Origin of the sequence: Salegentibacter sp. 24, from assembly GCF_004362395.1 — a bacterium.
Classification (GTDB): Bacteria; Bacteroidota; Bacteroidia; order Flavobacteriales; family Flavobacteriaceae; genus Salegentibacter.
This window is the reverse complement of record NZ_SNWE01000002.1, coordinates 25,957-46,500: the sequence shown is the minus strand read 5'-3', so window position 1 is coordinate 46,500 and position 20,544 is coordinate 25,957. Positions and strand designations below refer to the sequence as shown.

Below are 20,544 nucleotides of genomic sequence, written 5' to 3'. Positions count from 1 at the left end.
ATATTTTTAGAAATTTATTTTCAATCCTACTGTATAGGTACGCCCAAAACCATACCATACTGATGCAGTTTCTGCATTAGAGGCTGCACCATCAAATGCAAAACTTACAAATTCAGTATCCAGTACATTGTTTACATTACTATTCAAGGTAGCGTCTAATCCTCCAAATTCAAATTTATGAGTTAAACCAACATCTAATAAACCGTAGGATGGAATCTCCCATGGAGTATAGTTATCTCCAGAACTCACACCAAGAGGATCAAATTCTGAAAATAATCGGTCAGCATAGGTCCAGTTTGCTCTAATTATTGTTCCTGGAAGAGCTTCATAATCTCCACCAAGGGCCATAGTAGTTTGGGCACTACCACCTACAGGAATATCTTCAAGGAAAAGATCTATCCCTTCTTCTAAGACAGGATTTTGTTCTTCATCAAAGATCATTACGTCTTCAACATTACTGTCCCATTTCCAATCTCCGAAAGATGCCATACCATTAATGGTAAGATTATCTATTGGTTTGTAACTAAAATCCAATTCAACCCCTTGGTGTAATGCATTTACCCCAAGTATATTTGCGAAATAATTTTCTCCAGTTTCCTGGTCAAAAAATGATTGGGTGAAAGGTTTGTCCTGCCAGGAAGTTCTATATACGTTTAAGTTAGCTCTTAATTTTGAAGTTCTAAAACCGTAACCGAGTTCTGCACTGAAAATAGTTTGATTTTTCGCTTCGTCATTAATATCATTTTGAAAGTTTTGGAAAACCTGATCAAAAAATGGTGCTCTTTCAAAAAATCCTACATTGGCAAAAATATTGTGAGCATCGTCTATATTATAGTTTGCACCACCTTTTACACTAGGCGCAAAAAAGCTAATCCAATCAGTTTCCTGTTGCGGGTCAGAATCTAAATAATTAAAGTAATCGATTCTTTTATAAGCTGTATTTGAAGCTGCTGCCGAAATAAAAGCAGAAAGGTCATTCTTAGAATATTCCGCTTGAAGGAATCCACCTACCCAATTTACCAAACCGTCATTATAGTAGTTGATTTTATCTCCAACTCTTGCCACGTTTATCAGGTTGTTTTCATTACTTCCTTGATCTAACCAATAAGTACCCCCTAAAAGGTCCTTTACTTCTTGGAAGTGTTTTCCCTGGTAATATCTAAGGTCTACCCCAGCAAGTAAATCTATATCTTCAGTAATCTCTGTAGTTAATGTAGAAAGGGCGCCATACCAAACATGATCGTTTCTAGAATTGTAAAGAATCGTTGCTGAACCAAGGGCGCCATTTTCAACATTTTCTTCAACAACAAGATCTAAGTTTAAAGGCTGTAAATATCCACTTCTGTAAGGGGAATCAACACTTCTCAAATTGGCGGCACCTTCATATCCACCACCACCACCTGTTCCAACAGATGCGTACAGAGCAGTAGATAATTCAGTTTTATCAGAAATATCCCAATAGTGATTTAATGACATTTGTGGTTTGTGATAGAAGTTATCCTGTACGTGCTTTACTTCTCCGTTTAGATAACCCCAGTCTCCATTGAATTTAATTCCTCGCTCACTTGCACGATAAACTTCAATTAGATGAGAAGTCTCTCTTTGCCCGTGTCTTTGTGGAGCACCAAAAGCAGTAAAAGAAAGCTCATGATTCTCGTTAAATCTCTTGGCAAGATTTACAAAATATGAATATCCTTCAAATTCAGTTCCATCCACAAACCCGTTACCGGTTGTTTTAGACAAAGAAACTGTAGCAGCAAAACCATTTTCTAAAAGTCCAGTAGAAACAGTTCCGCCATATTTTTGATATCCATCGTTACCAGTAGTCGCAAAAATACTACCACCCTCTTCGATATCTGTAGATTTGGTCACAATATTAATTGTACCACCTATTGAAGGTACAGCTACTTTAGAAGCACCAAGACCTCTCTGCACCTGCATAGTTTGTGTAACGTCTGAAAGTCCAGCCCAGTTACTCCAATAAACTCTACCGTTTTCCATATCGTTGACCGGCACACCGTTTATCATCACCGCTACGTTTTCAGAGTCAAAACCTCTTAATCTAAGTTCGGCATCTCCAAAACCTCCACCTTGTTTGTGAACATATATACCCGGAGTAGATTCTAAAATTTCGGGAAATTCTTTATTTCCTAATTTCATTTCAATTTCCCCGGCCTTAATAGTAGAAACCGCTACAGGGGTTTTCCTATCAATAGCTAAAGAAAAAGTCGTAACAACAATTTCATCTAAAGCACCTGCATCTGGACTTAAACCTATTTCTCCAAAATTCTGTGACCCATTGGTAAGATTAAAATCCAAAGTTTTTGTTGTGTACCCAACAAAGCTAACTTTCACTTCTCCTGAGTTTGAATCTACATTCAAAGAAAAGTTGCCATCAAAATCCGTTGTGGTTCCATTGTTTGTTCCTACTACCATTACGGTTGCACCTGGTAGCGGACCATCCAGTTCAGAATCCATTACCGTACCGGTAATAGTTCCTTGAGCAAAAATTGTAGCCGATGTCAAAAACAAGGCCAAGAGTAATAATTTCCTCATGTTTAAAATTTGTTTGTTTTGAGTTTAAATTTCGATGCAAATGAAGCCAAATCCTATCTTCCAAAGTTTAACGGAATGTTAAGAAATTTAACTTTAACATCTAATTCAGCACAAAGCTAAAACAAATTTTTAACCTATTGACTCATTGACAGTTATTGATTTCAACAGGATATCAACAAATCTAAATTTATTCTCTTAAAAAGAGTTTTAACAAGTTTTTGGTAGAAGAATCGTGATCATTCATGGATTTATTTTTGATTTCGGCAAGGATTTCACTCGCAAGCTGTTTTCCTAATTCCACACCCCATTGATCATAACTAAAAATATTCCAAATTATTCCCTGTACAAATATTTTATGTTCATACATAGCAATAAGTTTTCCTAAACTTTCAGGAGTAAGCTTATCCACGAGTAAGGTATTTGTCGGTTTATTCCCTTCAAATTCTTTAAATGGCAATAATTCCTTAATGGTACTTTTAGTTACCCCACTGCCTTGAAGTTCATGCTGAACCTCAGTCTTAGATTTACCCTGTAGCAAAGCTTCAGTTTGTGCAAAGAAATTAGCCATTAGTTTATTATGATGATCTTCATCTTGGTGCAGAGATTTCCTAAAACCAATAAAATCTGCAGGGATTAGTTTAGTCCCCTGATGAATTAACTGAAAGAAAGCGTGTTGAGAATTTGTACCTGGCTCTCCCCAAATAATAGTTCCAGTTTGGTAATCCACTCTATTTCCATTTCTGTCTACGCTTTTTCCATTGCTCTCCATAATTGCCTGCTGCAGATATGCAGGAAGCCTATGCAAGTATTGGGTATATGGAATTATCGCCTCACTTTCAGCTTTATAAAAATTGTTGTACCATATACTCAGCAAAGCCAGTTGAACGGGAATATTTTCAATAAATTCCGATTTTTTAAAATGCTCGTCCATTTTTTGAGCACCTTTGAGTAAAGCTTCAAAATTACTGTAACCAACAGCAAGGCTTATGGAGAGTCCCACTGCACTCCATAAAGAAAAACGGCCGCCAACCCAGTCCCACATTGGAAAAACATTCTCTATCGCAATTCCAAATTCCTCAACATTCTTTAAGTTACTCGAAACCGCTATAAAATGTTCAGCTACCGCTTTTTGGGGAGCAGTTTTTCTAAACCAATTTCTAATTGTAGTTGCATTAGAGAGGGTCTCCTGGGTCGTAAAGGTTTTTGAAACTACAAGAAAAAGTGTAGTTTCAGGATCTAATTTCTTTATAATCTCATGAACATGATCGCCATCCACATTAGAAACATAATGAACTTTTAAATGGTTTTGATAATACTGAAGTGACTCAGTCACCATCACCGGACCAAGATCAGAACCTCCTATTCCAATATTCACAACATCGGTAAAAGCTTTACCGGTATATCCCTTTTTCTCTCCACCTATTATTTTGTTAGAGAATTTTTTAATTTTTTCTTTGACCTCCTGTACTTCAGGAACAACATTTTTGCCATCATAATTTATCTCAGCATCTGCAGGAGATCTCAAGGCAGTGTGTAAAACCGCACGATTTTCGGTTTTATTAATCGTATCGCCCTTAAAGTAAGATTCAATAGCGGAAGATAGATCACATTCTTTAGCCAATTCCAGAAGTAAATCCCGGGTTTCAGAAGTAATTCGGTTTTTACTATAATCAAGGTAAAAATCTTCCCAGGCAATAGAAAATCTCGAAGCTCTATTAGAATCTTTTTCAAATAGCTCTTTAAGCTGCAATTGGTGCACCTCACTAAAATGTTTTTCTAATTTTTTCCAGGCCGTAGTTTTGGTTGGATTAATATTTTTCATTCAATTCTTTCTTTTCCGGAGCTCTCGCTTAACTTTATAATCATTTTTCTGTAATAAAACTTTCCGTTTATGAAAGTTTTCTCTTCAACTCATAACATTCATTAAAGATTTTTTTAAATCTTTTTATATGGTATTTCGTCAAGTGCGATTTTCAAATCCTCTATCGAAGCAAAATATTCATCTTTATGCTCATCCTCTATATGTTTTGCAGTTGGTAGGTTTTGGCGGTAAGGATCAACTTGTCTGCCGTGAACCCAAAAACGATAGCAAACGTGAGGACCTGTAGCCAAACCGGTGCTACCCACGTAACCAATTACATCGCCTTGTTTTACGCGTTGTCCATGGCGTACATTTCTCTTACTCATATGCAAATATTGGGTAGTGTACTTGCTATTATGCCGCACTTTTACATAATTTCCGTTGCCAGAAGTATAACTTGAAGCGATCACAGTTCCATCTGCAGTACTTACAATTGGGGTGCCGTGGGATGCGGCATAATCGGTGCCTAGGTGGGCTTTCCAACGCTTTTGAACAGGATGAAATCTTCTTTTGGTGTAGCGTGAGGATATCCTGCTGTAATCTAGTGGAGCCTTTAAAAAGAAGCTTTGTAAAGCTTTTCCTTCTTCGTCGTAAAAATTAGATTTCCCAGTAATGGAATCTGTTTTATATTCAAAGGCATAAAAAGATCTGTCCCCATGTTTAAAAACAGAGGCTTCAACATTTTCAATTCCTGCAAAAATAGTGTCATCGATATACTTCTCAGAATAAATCATTTTAAACTGATCGCCTTTCTGAAGTTTAAAAAAATCGATACTCCACTGATATATATTAGAAAGTTCGTAAACCAGCAAATTACTAAGCCCTTGCTCTACTATAGCTTCTGAAAGTGAAGAACTAACTACTCCAGAAATCTCTCTTTTCTTTATACTTACCGGCCTCTTTTTACGAGTCGCACTAATACTATCGCCGATACCAACCACGGTATAGTTTATTTTATCATTTTGATAAATAAAATACTGAGGGGTATTTGCAGAATCTTTGGATTTTAGAATCATATATTTTTTACCCGCTGTAATTTTTGCAGGATTAAATGTATCTCTAACCTTCTCTGAAATCAGATAAATTTTTCCACGGTCCACCCCGTGTTGATCAAGAAGGTAGCCAAAGCTATCTCCAGACTCGATGGTATCCTTTACGACCTCATATTTATTTAGCGTAAACCCAAATTCTTTATCGACGGGTCTAGGCATTTTCTTTTCTACTCTTTCCTTATTAAGAGCAGTTTCTTTTGTTTCGTTTTCACAGGCTGTAAAAGCCAACATCATTACCAATAGGAAACTAAGTTTTTTCAATTTTTTAGTAATTTTTTTTCTCAGTGTTAAACATATGATTCACCCATTCCTTGCCCCAATTATCTAATTCTTCTTTTTTCCATAAATAAGGGAAAAAACTATTTCTCTGAAAGCCAGGAGGCAGAAATTCTTTCCAATTTGTTCCTCCCGTAGCAGCTATGCTTTTATCATCTTTATTTAAATACCTATAAGCGGCACCCATATGCATAAGGGGCCAGTTAATATTTACATTAACGTCAAAATTACGCAATGCTTCTTTTAATAGCTTATTATTTTTAATCGAATCTGGAAGATCTCGATATTTATGAAATAGTGTTTCTCCTTTATATGTCGTAGCTATTCTTAGAAAACGTGCGGTATAGCGCTTTTCAAACTGCTTCAGGGTCAAGGTTTTTTCGCCAGTTTTTAGATCTATACCACCTTTCTTCCAGTAAATATTTTCGTACAAATCTTCTAAATTATTCCTTTCTGAAAATTGATCTCTAATTTCAAAAGAAACCAGATTTTCTAAAGGTGTAGCATACATCTCTATCATTCTGAATTGCGCGGATTGGAATCCGCTGGCCGGCAATAATGACATTCGAAATTTTAGAAATTGTTCTTTATCCATTCCCTTAATCATAACATCAAAGGAATCTGTAAGAATTCTAAAGTAACGATTTAAACGATTATACTTTTCGATTAGAAAATCCACGTCTGGATTTTTAGCATCAATTATTTGTTGCTGTTCATGAATTATAAGTTTAAAGTATAATTCGGAAATTTGATGGTAGGAAATAAAAATCTTTTCATCAGGAAAATGTGTTAAGGTTTTCTGCAAACTTAAAAGGGTATCTATACTTAAATAATCCCAATAGGTAAGATACCTATCATACAAAAGTCCATCCAAATAAGACGCCAGATCTTGGCCAGAATTTTTAAACTTCTCTTCTAATGCAAAAATACGCTCTGCAATTTCCGGCTTTATTTCCATGTATTAATTCATAATTATTTTAAACGGATGCTTTAAACCTTTATAAGAATCCAGATCAGCATCAAGAGATCCAACTGCTAAATTTGCTTCAATCTTAATAGGCATTTTATTGGCATCGTCACTTACCCAAAAAGTAAGACTTTCCTGTTCCTTAAAGACCCGACCAGCCATAACGTATGGTCTAAATTTCAAGGTTGCCACTTTCCCAAATTTAGTTCTTATCACTTCGCGGCCCAGAAATTTAAGTTTAAAATCCATGTTTTCATCGTCTATAAATATATTAAGATGCATTTCATCGCCGGGCTGAAGCTTGTCATTTTCAATATTGTTGCGAATATAATAAAATGCCGATAACATGTCGTGCACATTCGGCTGAGTGGTGTAAGTATGATTTTCGTTGTTTTTTTTATCTAAAACATAAGCCCTATTATCATTATGATCAAAATCAATTTCCAAATCTTTAGTATACCCCCCTTCATCGATCTTCCGAATAAACTTATAAGGTTTCCCAGTTTGTTTGTCAATATAAGTTTGATAATTATCATCTACTTTAAAAAACCAATGCAACAACCCAGTTGATTTCCCTTTGCCTTCTATATGATAAACAGGATTGCCGTTTAAACTTGTTTCATCTACCTCTAAAGTAGCATAACTGGCATTAAAAGGACCATAATGTATTCTGAATTTAAACCATTCCCCTCCTTCAAAAGCTTTCTGAGATTGCGCCTGAAGCGCTAGACTTGTTAAAACAAAAAGGAATATTGTAAATAGACTTTTTTTCATACCAAAATTTTATAAACTGATTTTCAGATTGATTGGGCTAAGAATATTTACAATTTCTATTCCAAATGTATTAAAACAAAAAACCCCATCAAATTAATGACGGGGTTTTTGTCTTATTAACCAACTAAAACTTAAATTATGAAAAAATTAAATGCAATATTGGTAACCACTCCAAAAATGCGAGTGCAAAACTCTGCATTTAAAAGAGTTAATACAATACCAAAATTAATTTTAACATAATATTTTTAAAGTTGATAATTTTTGATATTTAAATTTTACTTAATTTAAATATTTTAATACTATTATAAGGTTCCTCGTAAATCCTGCTCTCTCTCAATTGCTTCAAAAAGAGCTTTGAAGTTGCCTTTTCCGAAAGATTGGGCTCCTTTTCGCTGAATAATCTCAAAAAACATTGTTGGACGGTCCAAAACCGGTTTGGTAAAAATTTGCAATAAATAGCCTTCATCATCTCGATCCACCAAAACGCCTAGTTCTTTTAAAGGCTCGAGATCTTCATCTATTTTTCCCACCCTATCAAGTAAGGTATCATAGTAAGTCTCCGGAACATATAAGAATTCCACCCCTCGGTCCCTAAGTTTGGTTACAGTTTCAATAATATTATCCGTTGCCAGTGCAATATGTTGAACTCCAGCCCCGTTATAAAAATCTATATACTCCTCAATTTGAGATTTCTTTTTACCCTCCGCAGGTTCATTAATTGGAAATTTAATTCTCCCATTACCATTGCTCATCACTTTGCTCATTAGCGCCGTGTAATCAGTAGAAATATCTTTATCATCAAACGACACCATTTGCGCAAAGCCCATTACTTTAGCGTAAAAATCCACCCATTTATTCATTTCATTCCAACCTACATTTCCCACCATATGATCTATAAATTTTAGCCCGGTGTCATTAGTTTTTACCCTAGAAGCATAGGTTTTATAACCGGGAAGAAAGGGCCCTTCATAATTCTTACGTTCTATAAATAAGTGAATCGTTTCACCATAAGTATGAATACCGGAAATCACAGCTTTCCCGTGTTCATCCTCCATCACATATGGTGCTACATAAGACTCTGCACCTCTTTTGATTGTCTCCTGGTAACTCTTTCTGGCGTCATCCACCCAAAGCGCAATCATTTTCACACCATCACCGTGCTTATTGATATGGGCATTAATACCCCCTTCGGGCTGAAGAGGGGAAGTAAGTACTATTCTAATTTTCCCCTGCTGTAAGACATAAGAAACACTGTCTTTTCTTCCTGTTTCCAAACCCGAATAGGCTACTGGCTGAAAGCCCCACGCTTGTTGGTAATAATAGGCAGCCTGTTTGGCATTTCCTACATAAAGTTCAATGAAATCGGTACCCAGTATTGGAAGAAAATCTTCTGCATCCTGAATTACTTTTTCTAATTTTAGTGATGTATTATCAGTACTCATTTTAATATTTTTTACTGCTACTTACTAGCTATTTGACACTTCTATTATTTCTTATGGTTTTCTTCCAACCAGGATTTATGATAGGTCTCATCTGCGATTTTCATCGCGTCTTCGGTGAGCATTAATGGCTTGAAGGTATCCACCATCACCGCCAACTCTTCAGTTTCTACCTGGCCTATACTACGTTCTACAGCCCCTGGGTGAGGACCGTGTGGAATTCCGGCAGGGTGCAAAGATATATGCCCGGCTTCAATATCGTTTCTACTCATAAAATCCCCGTCTACATAATACAAAACCTCGTCACTATCTATATTACTATGGCTATATGGTGCCGGAATACTTTCTGGGTGGTAATCGTATTTACGAGGACAAAAACTGCATACCACAAAAGCATCGGTCTCAAAAGTTTGGTGTACTGGCGGCGGTTGATGAATTCTTCCCGTTATTGGCTCAAAATCATGGATGGAAAAAGCGTATGGATAATTATATCCATCATAGCCTACCACATCAAAAGGATGTGTTGCGTAAACCATATCGAAAATTTCGCCTTGCTTTTTTATTTTAATCAAAAAATCACCTTTTTCATCATTTGTTTCTAATTCGTGTGGTTGCCTTAGATCACGTTCGCAAAATGGCGAATGTTCCAATAATTGCCCAAACCAGTTTCTATAGCGTTTAGGAGTATATATTGGTCTCCTTGATTCCACAATGAACAACCGGTTGTTATCATCATCAAAATCAATTTTATAAATAGTTCCTCGTGGAATTAATAAATAATCTCCGTACTTAAAATCAAGGTTACCAAGATGTGTTCTTAATTTTCCACTTCCTTTATGAATAAAAAGCAGTTCATCTGAATCTGAATTCTTATAGAAATAATCATTTGTAGATCCCTGGGGAGAAGCTAGTACGATGTTCACATCACTATTGGTTAAAACCACCTTTCGACTTTCAAGATAATCGGGATTAGGTTTTATCTGGAATCCTTTAAAACGATAAGATTTAATGTTGTTCTCGGCCGCTATCTTAGGTTTTACGTCATAACTTCCTTTAACCTCTTTCACCTGAGTAGGGCGATGTTCATGATAAAGATTAGAAGACATCCCGTCAAAACCAATAGTTCCAAATAGTTGTTCATAATAAAGGGTTCCATCTGGCTTTTTGAAAACAGTATGACGTTTATGAGGAATCTTACCAAGTTTATGATAAAAAGGCATAATCTGATTTTTTTAATTCAACTTCCAGTTTTTGAAAGAATTTTGAGAATTTGTTATTTATTTCGATGTTATTTTGGCTTAAAACAAATATCGTGAATTTTTAAGGAAATATTCTTAAAACATCTTTAAAAACTAGATGGAGCTAAATACAAAACGATCACCAACCAAATTACACTAAAAAATTAATTTTAAAAAGTCGACCTAAACTTAAGAATAGGCTTAAAACCAAAATCCTAGACTAAAGAACCATTGGCTTGATTCTATTTCGGGCGAGTAAGTGTATTTTAATTCCAAAGGTCCCACAAAGGTATCCACACCATAGCCGAGAGCAAAACCTGTATAATCCGGCATTTTAAACCAATCTCCTGTGGAATACAATTTATTACCAACATTGGCGATATTTGCACTTAAGATCACATGGTTTTTTCTGAAAATCTCATAATCAAACTCCACTAAACCTTTGATAAAGCTATCTCCCGAAAGGCTTATAAAATCATAGCCATAGAACGGAATGAAGTTATTTATCAGGTTGTTTCCATAACCGCCTAAAAAAAAATCAAGTGTATTCACTCCATCGCTCCCTATTTTGAATCCGGCTTCACTAGCAATTCTTGTAGAAAATTTATTGAAGGGAGAAAAGGCGTAACCTACAGTTCCTTTAGCAATAGAAAATTCATTAAAATCATTATTATAATCTGAAGAAAACAGATAAACGTGAAAGTTACCATCAAAATAAATTCCTCGAGATGGAAAATATTTATTGTTGTAGGAATCGTATTTTAAGTATCCAAAAGCACTGTAAAAATGACTGTTTTCAAATAAAGTGTTGTTTCCAACCTCCATATTTGGATCATCTATAGTTTCTGAAGCAATTCTCAAATATTTATGCTCTGCTCCCAGCCCAAAAGAAAAAACCTGTTTAAAAAGTGTTTCAGCATAAAATTGATTGGTAAAGTCACGGTAATCTATGTCAATACTATTGAGGCCAATATCATCCAACTCGGCATTTTCCTGGGCGAAATCAAAAGAAATCGTGTGATTAAAATTATTAAATCGAGATTTCACACCGATACTCCAGTAAAAACCTTTATCGATATAATAATCGAAATTATAACGGAATTGCTCCCCCACAACCACATCAAGAGAAGCTACGTCATTGGTAAGCAGCAGACTTTTTCTTGTGTAATTAATTAAAGCTCCTATTTTATAAAGTTCATCATAATGCAGACCCAACCGTAAAAAGCTTTTGTTTTGGCTTTCTTCAATCTTCATAGAAAGGGTATATAAACCATCATCGTTATTAGGAATTAAACGATAATTAATCCGGTTAAAATTTCCTGTGGCGGAAAGGTTATTAATACCTTCTCCAAGATCACTTAATGTGAAATCTGTAAAATAATTTAACCGTAGCTTACCCAAAATATAGGCCCGTGGATATGTATTATTACCTTCCAGGGTGAGTGTACTAATTTGGAGGGTATCTATTTCAGGAATAACAACATTTTGCCGCCCACCTACTTGTCTTGCAGCCAGCTTCACCAATTCTTCTTTCCTTTCTAACGCAGCAACCCTTCCAGAATCTATAATCGCATTACCTTTTTCAAAAGATAATACCGAAAATGGACTAATATCTGGTTTGATGTATATATCTGTTTTCGGAATTTTTTCCTTCATATCGCTAATAGTTCGGAAATTGCTAATTTGGGTAAGTATATCGAAAACGCTTTGTAAATCCTCTCTTTTTACAAGGCTATCCTGCACATCTACCCCTATAATAACTTCTGCCCCTCTTTCTCTAAGTTCTTCTACCGGATAATTATTTGCCACACCCCCATCGGTAAGCAATCTCCCCTTTATCTTTACAGGACTGAAAATAGAAGGAATTGCGCCACTAGCAGAAACGGCCTGAGCCAAGGAACCTTCATCTAAAATTACCTCCTCCCCGGTTTCTACATCGGCTGCAATACAAAAAAACGGAATAGGTAATTCACTAAAATCATCTACATTTCCTAAATGCATGGTAAGCTGAGACATAAGGTTGTAAATGTTCTGACCACGGGAAAGTCCGGATGGCAAACCAATTTTAAAATTATCAAAAGGAAGACTAAGTGCATATTTTTCGTCATCCTCTTTTTCATAAAAAGATTTTGCGCTACGCGGAATATTATCCTGAATTAAAATATTAAAATTGGTTTCATGAAAAATAGAATCTAACTGATGGGCCGAATACCCCGCCGCATATAACCCGCCAATAATCGCGCCCATACTACTGCCGCCAATATAATCTATCCTAATTCCTGCTTCTTCAATAACTTTTAATGCTCCAATATGGGCAAGGCCTTTTGCACCGCCGCCACTTAAAACAAGACCTACTTTTAAATCTTCTTCTTCCTGTGAAACACCAGGAAACGTGATAAGTAAAAGAACTAAAATAAGAAGTTTTTTCATCCGTATTTCCTGTTTTTGGCTCCAGCCATATGCTGGTTCTATTTTTTTTGTTGATGATAATGATTGTATATTATTCCAGCTTTAGATACTCCGACAACCTCAGCGAGCTCCACTTCCGAAACTTCTTTTATTCGTTTTACTGAACGAAATTGTTTTAATAATTCTACAACGGTTTTTTCCCCAATTCCGGTAATATTCTCCAATTCTGTATTTAACGCAGTTTTACTTCTTTTGTTACGATGAAAAGTAATTCCGAATCTATGTGCTTCATTTCGAAGCTGCTGGATAATCTTTAATGTTTCTGACTTTTTGTCTAAGTAAAGCGGTATAGTATCTTCTGGATAAAAAATCTCTTCCAGGCGTTTTGCGATACCAATAATGGCTATTTTCCCGCGTAAACCTAAATTTTCCAAAGCTTTCACTCCAGAAGAAAGTTGTCCTTTCCCCCCATCAACAATGATAAGCTGGGGTAATTCTTCCCCTTCATTTAGCAAACGCTTATATCTTCTAAAAACAACTTCTTCCATAGACGCGAAATCATCTGGTCCTTCAACGGTTTTAATATTAAATTTACGATAATCCTTCTTGCTAGGTTTTCCGTTTTTAAAAACTACACAAGCCGCAACCGGATTGGTTCCCTGTATATTCGAATTATCAAAACACTCAATGTGCCTTGGTTCCGCACTAAGCCTAAGATCTTCTTTCATTTGCGCCATTATACGGTTTACATGCCGGTCTGGGTCTATAATCTTCATTTGTTTAAAACGCTCCTGGCGGTAATACTTGGCATTGCGAAGCGATAAATCTACAATCTTCTTTTTATCGCCCAGTTTCGGGATACTTACTTTCACATCTTCTCCTGCATCCACTTTGAACGGTACATAAATTTCTTTTGAATTGGAACTAAAACGCTGTCGTATTTCCGTGATTGCGAGTTCAAGTAATTCCTCATCGGTTTCTTCAAGTTTTTTCTTCATCTCAATGGTATGAGATCTAATAATCGCGCCGTGAGATAACTGAAGAAAATTCACATATCCATAGCCTTCATCGGAAACAATAGAAAATACATCTACATTGGTGATCTTTGGGTTTACCACGGTAGATTTAGACTGGTAATTTTCGAGAACGTCAATTTTATTTTTAATACGCTGCGCATCTTCAAACTCCATTTTTCCAGCGTGTTCTTTCATAAGCTCTCTAAATTGTTGTAAAGAATCTTTAAAATTCCCTTTTACAATTTGCCTAATCGCCTCAATATTGCTGTTATATTCTATTTCATCCTGTTTTGCTTCACAAGGCCCTTTACAGTTTCCTAAATGATATTCCAGACAAACCTTATATTTTCCCTGCCTTATTTTGTCTTCGGAAAGATCGTAATTACAGGTCCGAAGCTTGTAAAGGCCTTTAATTAGTTCCAGCAATGTATTTACCGTTTTAAAGCTGGTAAATGGTCCATAATATTCACTTCCGTCTTTTATTAATTTTCGTGTGGGAAAAACCCTTGGAAAACGTTCATTTTTAATGCAAATCCAGGGATAGGTTTTATCATCCTTAAGCATGACATTAAAACGCGGTTGATGCTTTTTGATAAGATTGTTTTCTAAAAGTAAAGCATCAGTTTCAGAGGCCACTACGATATGCTTTATTTCTTTGATCTTTTTCACCATCACACCAATTCTGTGGCTATCATGACGTTTGGTAAAATAGGAAGTCACCCTCTTTTTAAGGTTTTTGGCTTTCCCAACATATAAGATCTTTCCATTCTTATCATAATACTGGTAGACTCCTGGACTATTGGGTAGGGTTTGTACTTGTACTTCTAAGGTAGGCGTTTCCATCTTCCCAAAGGTAAAATTTATTATGCGTAGCTTTAAAATTGCCGAAGCTTAGAAATGTTAAATTTGTATTAAATCGAGTTATTTATTGCGCTTAATCGACCCTGCTCAGGGCTAAGACCATTCAAATTTTATAATTTCTATAAAAATATTGCATAGGCATTTTATTATCTTGCGGTATGAAGAAAACAGTAATTGGGCGTTTTGACAAAGCAGAATTTCCTGCGTTGCATTTAAACGATATCGCTATTAAAATTGATACCGGCGCTTACACTTCATCTATTCACTGCGAAAATATTGTTGAAAAAGATGGAGTTTTAGAATGCACCTTCCTCGATGAAGAGCATCCTTTATACAATGGAAAAAAGTTTACATTTACAGATTATGATATCGTTTTCGTGCGCAGTAGTAATGGCATTATTCAGAAAAGATATCAGGTAATATCAACCATTAAAATTTTTAATAAGGTCTATAAAATTTCCCTTTCTTTGTCATCCCGACAGGAAATGAGGTTTCCGGTATTAATTGGCCGAAAATTCCTTACCAAAAAATTTATCGTGGACACCGAATTAACTGACGTTTCTTACAATCTTAAACAACAATGAAAATAAAAATCCTCTCGCGTAATAGTCATCTTTACTCTACAAAACGTCTTGTAGAAGCCGCTACTAAACGCAAACACGAAGTAGAAGTTATAGATCCTCTTAAGTGTGATATCGTTATTGAGAAACGTAAACCAAATATTTATTATAAAGGTGGTTATATAGAAGGTGTAGATGCGGTAATACCAAGAATTGGGGCCTCCGTTACTTTTTACGGAACCGCAGTCGTACGACAATTTGAGATGATGGGTGCATTTACCACAACAGAATCTGAATCTTTGGTAAGAAGCCGTGACAAACTAAGAAGTTTACAGGTGCTTTCCCGGGCCAAAATCGGATTACCAAAAACTGTTTTCACTAACTATTCCAGGGATGTTTCTGGAGTAATTAAACAAGTCGGAGGCACCCCTTTAGTTATAAAATTACTGGAAGGAACCCAAGGAGTTGGAGTTGTTCTAGCCGAAACCAATAATGCAGCTGAATCTGTTATTGAAGCTTTTAATGGCTTACAGGCTCGGGTAATTGTTCAGGAATTCATCGAGGAAGCCAAGGGTGGAGACATCAGAGCTTTTGTGGTGGATGGCCACGTTGTTGGAGCTATGAAAAGACAGGGAAAAGAAGGAGAGTTTAGATCCAATCTTCATCGTGGTGGTAGCGCCGAGGTGGTAGAACTTACCGATGAGGAAGAAATCGCTGCAGTAAAAGCAACCAAAGCAATGGGACTTGGGGTAGCCGGAGTAGATATGCTACAAAGTGCACGCGGTCCGTTAATTTTGGAAGTTAATTCCTCTCCAGGATTAGAGGGAATTGAAAAAGCTACTGGAAAAGACATCGCCAAATCTATAATTAGATATATTGAAAGGAACGTTTAGCCCATGGCAAAAATAACCAGTGACAATGTTCTGGAAATCCTCGGCGAGAAAGTAAAGCCGGGAAAAAGCGCCACGATTAATTTCAATATGGCCAAACTCTACACTACAACTTCAGTAGAGGTCCCTGTAATTATTGAACGCTCTAAAAAACCCGGCCCGGTAGTTTTGATTACTGCAGGCATTCACGGTGATGAAATTAACGGAGTAGAAATCGTCCGCCAAATTATCTCCAAAGGAATTAATAAACCTCAAAAAGGAACAGTAATTTGTATTCCGGTAGTTAATATTTTCGGATTTCTCAATTTACGCAGGGAATTTCCCGATGGTCGAGATCTAAATCGTATGTTTCCCGGTACTAAACACGGTTCCCTAGCCAGTCGATTTGCATTTCAATTTGTCAAGAAAATACTTCCTTTGGCTAATTTCTGTTTGGATTTTCATACCGGCGGCGCAAGCAGGTTTAACGCACCGCAAATCCGGGTAAAACGAGGCGATGAACAAAGTTTGAAGTATGCCCGAATTTTCAGCGCACCTTTCACAATTCATTCTAAAACAATTACAAAATCATATCGTGAAACCTGTGCTAAAAAAGGTATTCCGGTATTGCTTTTTGAAGGTGGAAAATCTATGGACAGCAACCGTGATATAGCCAAACACGGAGTAGAAGGAGCAATGCGCATTTTAAGCTTTCTAGAAATGCTCAATCCAAAATTTGAATACCCTGATGCGATAACCGAAACTGTAGTAATTGAAAATACCAACTGGATGCGCGCAAAATACAGTGGACTCTTACATATTAAAATTCCTTGCGGCAAACACGTTGAAAAAGGGGAATACATCGGTACTATAACCGATCCGTATGGAAAATTTAGACATAAAGTTAAGGCGATAAACACAGGTTATGTGATCAATATCAATGAATCTCCCATTGTTTACCAGGGCGACGCGATCTTTCATATTTCAGCACCACCAAAAGATGAATAAAGCCGAACTAAGAAAAAAATACAAAGCTTTACGCTTAGAAATCTCTCAAGAAAAAATAGAGGAACTAAGCCTGGAAATTGCGAATCAACTACTGCTGTTACCAATTTGGGAAGAAGAATTTTATCATCTTTTTTTAAGCATAGCCAAACAAAAAGAAGTAGACACCAGCAACATACTTCATATTCTCCAAGGAAAAGATAAAAATGTGGTACTTTCAAAAACCAATATCAAAAAACATAAATTAGAGCATTTCTTACTTACCGACAACAGTAAAATCAGAATAAATCGTTGGAATATACCGGAGCCTGAAGGTGGAATTCAAATTTCGCCACAACAAATAGATGTCGTATTTGTACCGCTTCTAGCATTTGATGTCCAGGGCCATCGCATTGGATATGGCAAAGGTTTCTACGATAATTTTCTAAGTGAATGCAATTCTAAAGTAATAAAAATCGGACTTTCCTTTTTTGATGCGGAACCGGCATTTAAAGAAGTATTTAGTAGTGATATTCCTTTAGACTATTGCATTACCCCAGATAAAATATATAGCTTTAAAAATTAGGGAATTAGGAAGTAATCTTTTATTTTTAGAAAAACTTTCTCACTTTTTAATGCTAAACGACCTTCAATTAAACAACATTCTTGAAGATTTTGATATCGCCTACTGGAAGATTAATCTTCTCAACAAAGATGTGAATTGGTCGGAACATTTTAACACCCTTGTTGGTAAACCAAATTTTTCAGAATCTCATTTTGAGTATTTTCTAAAGGAAATCTTACACCAGGATTATCGTTATGATTTTAGACTTTATTTTCATAAGCTTACGGAAGAAAACGAAGCTTTTAGCATAGAACTAAAACTAAAACTCAGTAACGGAAAATACCGATGGTTTGAATGCCGTAACCTAAAGAATAAAGAAAAGAACAAAGAAACTGCTGTTTTGCTTTTTGTCAATATTCATCAAAGCAAACGTGACCAGTACACCATTGAAGAAAACTTTTTTTATTATAAGGAGACTGCTCAGATGACTAACACCGGGGGTTGGTACATTGACATCCTAAACCAGAATATATACTGGGATAATGTAACCAAAAAAATAATTGATTGCCCCCAGGATTATCAACCACCTTACCAAGAGCATTTTCGTTTTTATGCCCCAGAGGAACACCCGGTAGTGATTTCAGCTTTTGAAAAATGTGAGAAATACGGTATTCCTTTTAAAATAGAATTAAAAATGCGAAATCTTTACAATAAAGATTTTTGGGTCCGTGCCACTGGTAAACCCGTATATAATGAGGACCAAAATATAATAGGGATTCGCGGGGTTTTTCAGGATATAAACGAGCAAAAAGTTAATGAACTTAATCTACAGAATTCATTAGATATCATTGCCAGCCAAAATTCCAGGTTATTCAATTTCGCACATATCGTCTCGCATCATCTGCGCTCACACAGTAGTAATCTTTGCCTTATAGTAGAATTGCTGAAAGAAGCAAAAAACAATTCGGATAAAATAGAATTAATCCCCAATGTAACGGATATTTCTGAAAATCTGGATTTAGCTATAAATCAATTGAATGAAATTGTAAACAAACAAACTATTTTGAGAAAGGAACGCCGCATAGTTTCCTTCGAGAAAGCTTTAAGTGGGGTAATGGCTTCAACTTCATCTTTAATAAATCGAGAAAATGCAAAAATCGTAGCTGAATTTCACGGTTTAAAAGAAATTAGCTATATACCTGAATATCTTGAAAGTATTTTGCTAAATTTAATCACAAATGCCATCAAATATAAACATCCGGGAAGAAAACCGGTGATTTATATTCAGACCTACATTAAGAATGACACTCCATTTATGGAGGTTAGTGACAACGGTTTAGGCATTGACCTGGATCAATATGGTGATAAGATGTTTGGGATGTACAAAACCTTTCATGAGAACCTGGATTCACGTGGAATTGGACTATTTATTACCAAAAACCAGGTAGAAACACTTGGTGGTTCAATCTCGGTAACCAGCACTGTAGATGTAGGTACTACATTTAAGATTAAATTTTAAAAAACTAAATTAATTCTCATGGGGCAAAAAGTAGAATTGGCGTGTATTATTGACGATGACAAAATATACGTAAACCTGGTTAAGAAGATTATTGAGATCAAGAAACTTTCAGAAAATCTTCTCATTTTTAAGAACGGGATGGAGGCCTTGGATCATTTTAAACTGATCCTGGAAAACGCTACCGAAGAAAAACTTCCCGATATTATTTTTTTAGATATCAATATGCCGATAATGGATGGCTGGGAGTTTCTTAATGAATTTATTAAAATAAAAAATAACTTTGAAAAGAAAATCACGCTATATGTTGTGAGCTCCTCGATAGATCCAAGAGATCTGGAACGAGCAAAATCTTTTAACCTGGTAACAGATTATTTAATCAAACCTATAGAATTGAAAAAATTCGAAAAGATTTTTGACCGCAACGGACATGCTGCAGCTTAGTTATTTTCATTTTTAGTGCCATCTTCTTCTTTAGGGAAGGCGCGCTTATTGAACAGCAGAAGTAAAATCACACCCGCACTAATGGCGGTATCTGCTATATTAAATACAGGTTCGAAGAATGTGAAATAATTTCCTCCCCACAAGGGAATCCAGTGGGGTAAATTTCCCTGCCACAATGGGAAGTAAAGCATATCTACCACCTTGCCATGAAATAAGGTGCCGTAGCCACCTTGCGCCGGCATAAATTCAGCAACCTGACCATAACTATCATTAAAGATTATTCCATAAAAAACAGAGTCAATTATATTCCCAAAAGCGCCAGCGAAAATTAGAGCTATTGCCGTTATTAAAATTCTAGAACCATTTTTTTTAACCGAGTCCCATAGCCAGTAACCTATTCCAACAATAGCCACCAACCTAAAAAGTGTTAGAAACAGCTTTCCGTATTCCCCTGGGATTTTAGTCCCCCAGGCCATTCCTTCATTTTCTACAAATAAAATCCTAAACCAGTCAAAAACCGGAACTTCTTCGCCCAGCGCAAAATTTGTCTTGATATAAAATTTTGAAATTTGGTCTACTAATAGTACCAAAATGATAATAATACCCGCTTTTTTTAAGGACATGAACTCTGTGGAATTTAAAACGATGCTAAAATAGTAATATTATTAATTTTAAACTGGATAAAATCACCTTCTAAAGCATTTTTAATTAAAACAAAAACGCCCCAAAGCATAGCCACGGGACGCTTTATTTATAAAATTCAGAAAAATTCTATTTCTGCATATTTTTTGCTTCGATACTCAATGTAGCATGCGGCACCAACTTTAAACGCTCTTTTGCAATCAGTTTCCCGGTTACACGGCATATTCCATAAGTTTTATTTTCAATTCGCGTTAAGGCATTTTTAAGATCCCGAATAAATTTTTCCTGTCTAATTGCCAGTTGAGAATTCGCTTCCTTACTCATAGTCTCACTACCTTCTTCAAAAGCTTTAAATGTAGGAGAGGTATCATCAGTACCATTGTTTCCGTCATTTTTATAAGCATTTTGATAAATAGCCAATTGTTCCTGTGCTTTTTCGATTTTCCCCTTTATTAGGGCTTTAAACTCAGCCAATTCGGCATCACTATAACGCTCTTTTAATTCAGTTGCCATAA

General features: G+C 35.9%; 17 protein-coding genes. 6 read left to right on the top strand and 11 right to left on the bottom strand.

All coding sequences use genetic code 11. From position 1 onward, the window contains the following. Positions 1-6 precede the first annotated feature (6 nt). The 9 genes from DET49_RS01540 to uvrC form a co-directional block, all read right to left on the bottom strand. Positions 7-2,556 (bottom strand): TonB-dependent receptor, encoded by a 2,550-nt coding sequence (locus tag DET49_RS01540; RefSeq protein WP_133546398.1) that lies wholly within the window; start codon positions 2,554-2,556, stop codon positions 7-9. A gap of 187 nt (positions 2,557-2,743) precedes the next feature. After that, positions 2,744-4,378: a glucose-6-phosphate isomerase gene (gene pgi, locus DET49_RS01535; RefSeq protein ID WP_133546397.1), complete on the bottom strand. Its 1,635-nt coding sequence runs from the start codon at positions 4,376-4,378 to the stop codon at positions 2,744-2,746. Positions 4,379-4,491: 113 nt separating this feature from the next. Beyond that, complete coding sequence (locus DET49_RS01530) at positions 4,492-5,730, bottom strand: M23 family metallopeptidase (protein ID WP_208109603.1); 1,239 nt, start codon at positions 5,728-5,730, stop codon at positions 4,492-4,494. A gap of 4 nt (positions 5,731-5,734) precedes the next feature. Continuing rightward, positions 5,735-6,703, bottom strand: coding sequence for a tryptophan 2,3-dioxygenase family protein (locus tag DET49_RS01525; RefSeq protein ID WP_133546396.1), 969 nt, complete (start codon positions 6,701-6,703; stop codon positions 5,735-5,737). Between the two features lie 3 nt (positions 6,704-6,706). Then, positions 6,707-7,486, bottom strand: coding sequence for a DUF3108 domain-containing protein (locus DET49_RS01520; RefSeq protein WP_133546395.1), 780 nt, complete (start codon positions 7,484-7,486; stop codon positions 6,707-6,709). A gap of 302 nt (positions 7,487-7,788) precedes the next feature. After that, on the bottom strand, positions 7,789-8,928 hold the full coding sequence (gene hppD / locus DET49_RS01515; RefSeq protein ID WP_133546394.1) for a 4-hydroxyphenylpyruvate dioxygenase: 1,140 nt from the start codon (positions 8,926-8,928) through the stop codon (positions 7,789-7,791). Between the two features lie 44 nt (positions 8,929-8,972). Then, positions 8,973-10,145: a homogentisate 1,2-dioxygenase gene (locus tag DET49_RS01510; protein WP_133546393.1), complete on the bottom strand. Its 1,173-nt coding sequence runs from the start codon at positions 10,143-10,145 to the stop codon at positions 8,973-8,975. A gap of 219 nt (positions 10,146-10,364) precedes the next feature. After that, on the bottom strand, positions 10,365-12,593 hold the full coding sequence (locus tag DET49_RS01505) for a patatin-like phospholipase family protein (RefSeq protein WP_133546392.1): 2,229 nt from the start codon (positions 12,591-12,593) through the stop codon (positions 10,365-10,367). 38 nt (positions 12,594-12,631) lie between these two features. Then, on the bottom strand, positions 12,632-14,431 hold the full coding sequence (uvrC, locus tag DET49_RS01500) for an excinuclease ABC subunit UvrC (protein ID WP_133546391.1): 1,800 nt from the start codon (positions 14,429-14,431) through the stop codon (positions 12,632-12,634). 176 nt (positions 14,432-14,607) lie between these two features. On the opposite strand from uvrC, the gene DET49_RS01495 reads away from it, so the two are divergent. From DET49_RS01495 to DET49_RS01470, 6 genes are read left to right on the top strand one after another with little or no spacing between them, the layout of a single operon-like run. Further along, positions 14,608-15,033: an ATP-dependent zinc protease gene (locus DET49_RS01495; RefSeq protein WP_133546390.1), complete on the top strand. Its 426-nt coding sequence runs from the start codon at positions 14,608-14,610 to the stop codon at positions 15,031-15,033. Beyond that, entirely contained in the window at positions 15,030-15,902 is an 873-nt protein-coding gene (gene rimK, locus DET49_RS01490) for a 30S ribosomal protein S6--L-glutamate ligase (protein WP_075325212.1), read from the top strand. Before DET49_RS01495 ends, rimK begins: the two co-directional genes overlap by 4 nt. Positions 15,903-15,905: 3 nt before the next feature. Next, positions 15,906-16,886, top strand: a complete 981-nt coding sequence (locus tag DET49_RS01485) for a succinylglutamate desuccinylase/aspartoacylase family protein (RefSeq protein ID WP_133546389.1) — start codon at positions 15,906-15,908, stop codon at positions 16,884-16,886. Then, entirely contained in the window at positions 16,879-17,448 is a 570-nt protein-coding gene (locus tag DET49_RS01480) for a 5-formyltetrahydrofolate cyclo-ligase (protein ID WP_133546388.1), read from the top strand. Before DET49_RS01485 ends, DET49_RS01480 begins: the two co-directional genes overlap by 8 nt. 49 nt (positions 17,449-17,497) lie before the next feature. After that, positions 17,498-18,946, top strand: coding sequence for a PAS domain-containing protein (locus tag DET49_RS01475; protein ID WP_133546387.1), 1,449 nt, complete (start codon positions 17,498-17,500; stop codon positions 18,944-18,946). Between the two features lie 18 nt (positions 18,947-18,964). Next, positions 18,965-19,387: a response regulator gene (locus DET49_RS01470; RefSeq protein ID WP_133546386.1), complete on the top strand. Its 423-nt coding sequence runs from the start codon at positions 18,965-18,967 to the stop codon at positions 19,385-19,387. Here DET49_RS01470 and DET49_RS01465 read toward each other — a convergent pair. Together DET49_RS01465 and DET49_RS01460 are read right to left on the bottom strand one after the other, a co-directional pair. Continuing rightward, complete coding sequence (locus tag DET49_RS01465) at positions 19,384-20,010, bottom strand: lipoprotein signal peptidase (RefSeq protein WP_133546385.1); 627 nt, start codon at positions 20,008-20,010, stop codon at positions 19,384-19,386. The genes DET49_RS01470 and DET49_RS01465 overlap by 4 nt on opposite strands. 148 nt (positions 20,011-20,158) lie before the next feature. Next, complete coding sequence (locus tag DET49_RS01460) at positions 20,159-20,542, bottom strand: TraR/DksA family transcriptional regulator (protein ID WP_133546384.1); 384 nt, start codon at positions 20,540-20,542, stop codon at positions 20,159-20,161. Positions 20,543-20,544 lie beyond the last annotated feature (2 nt).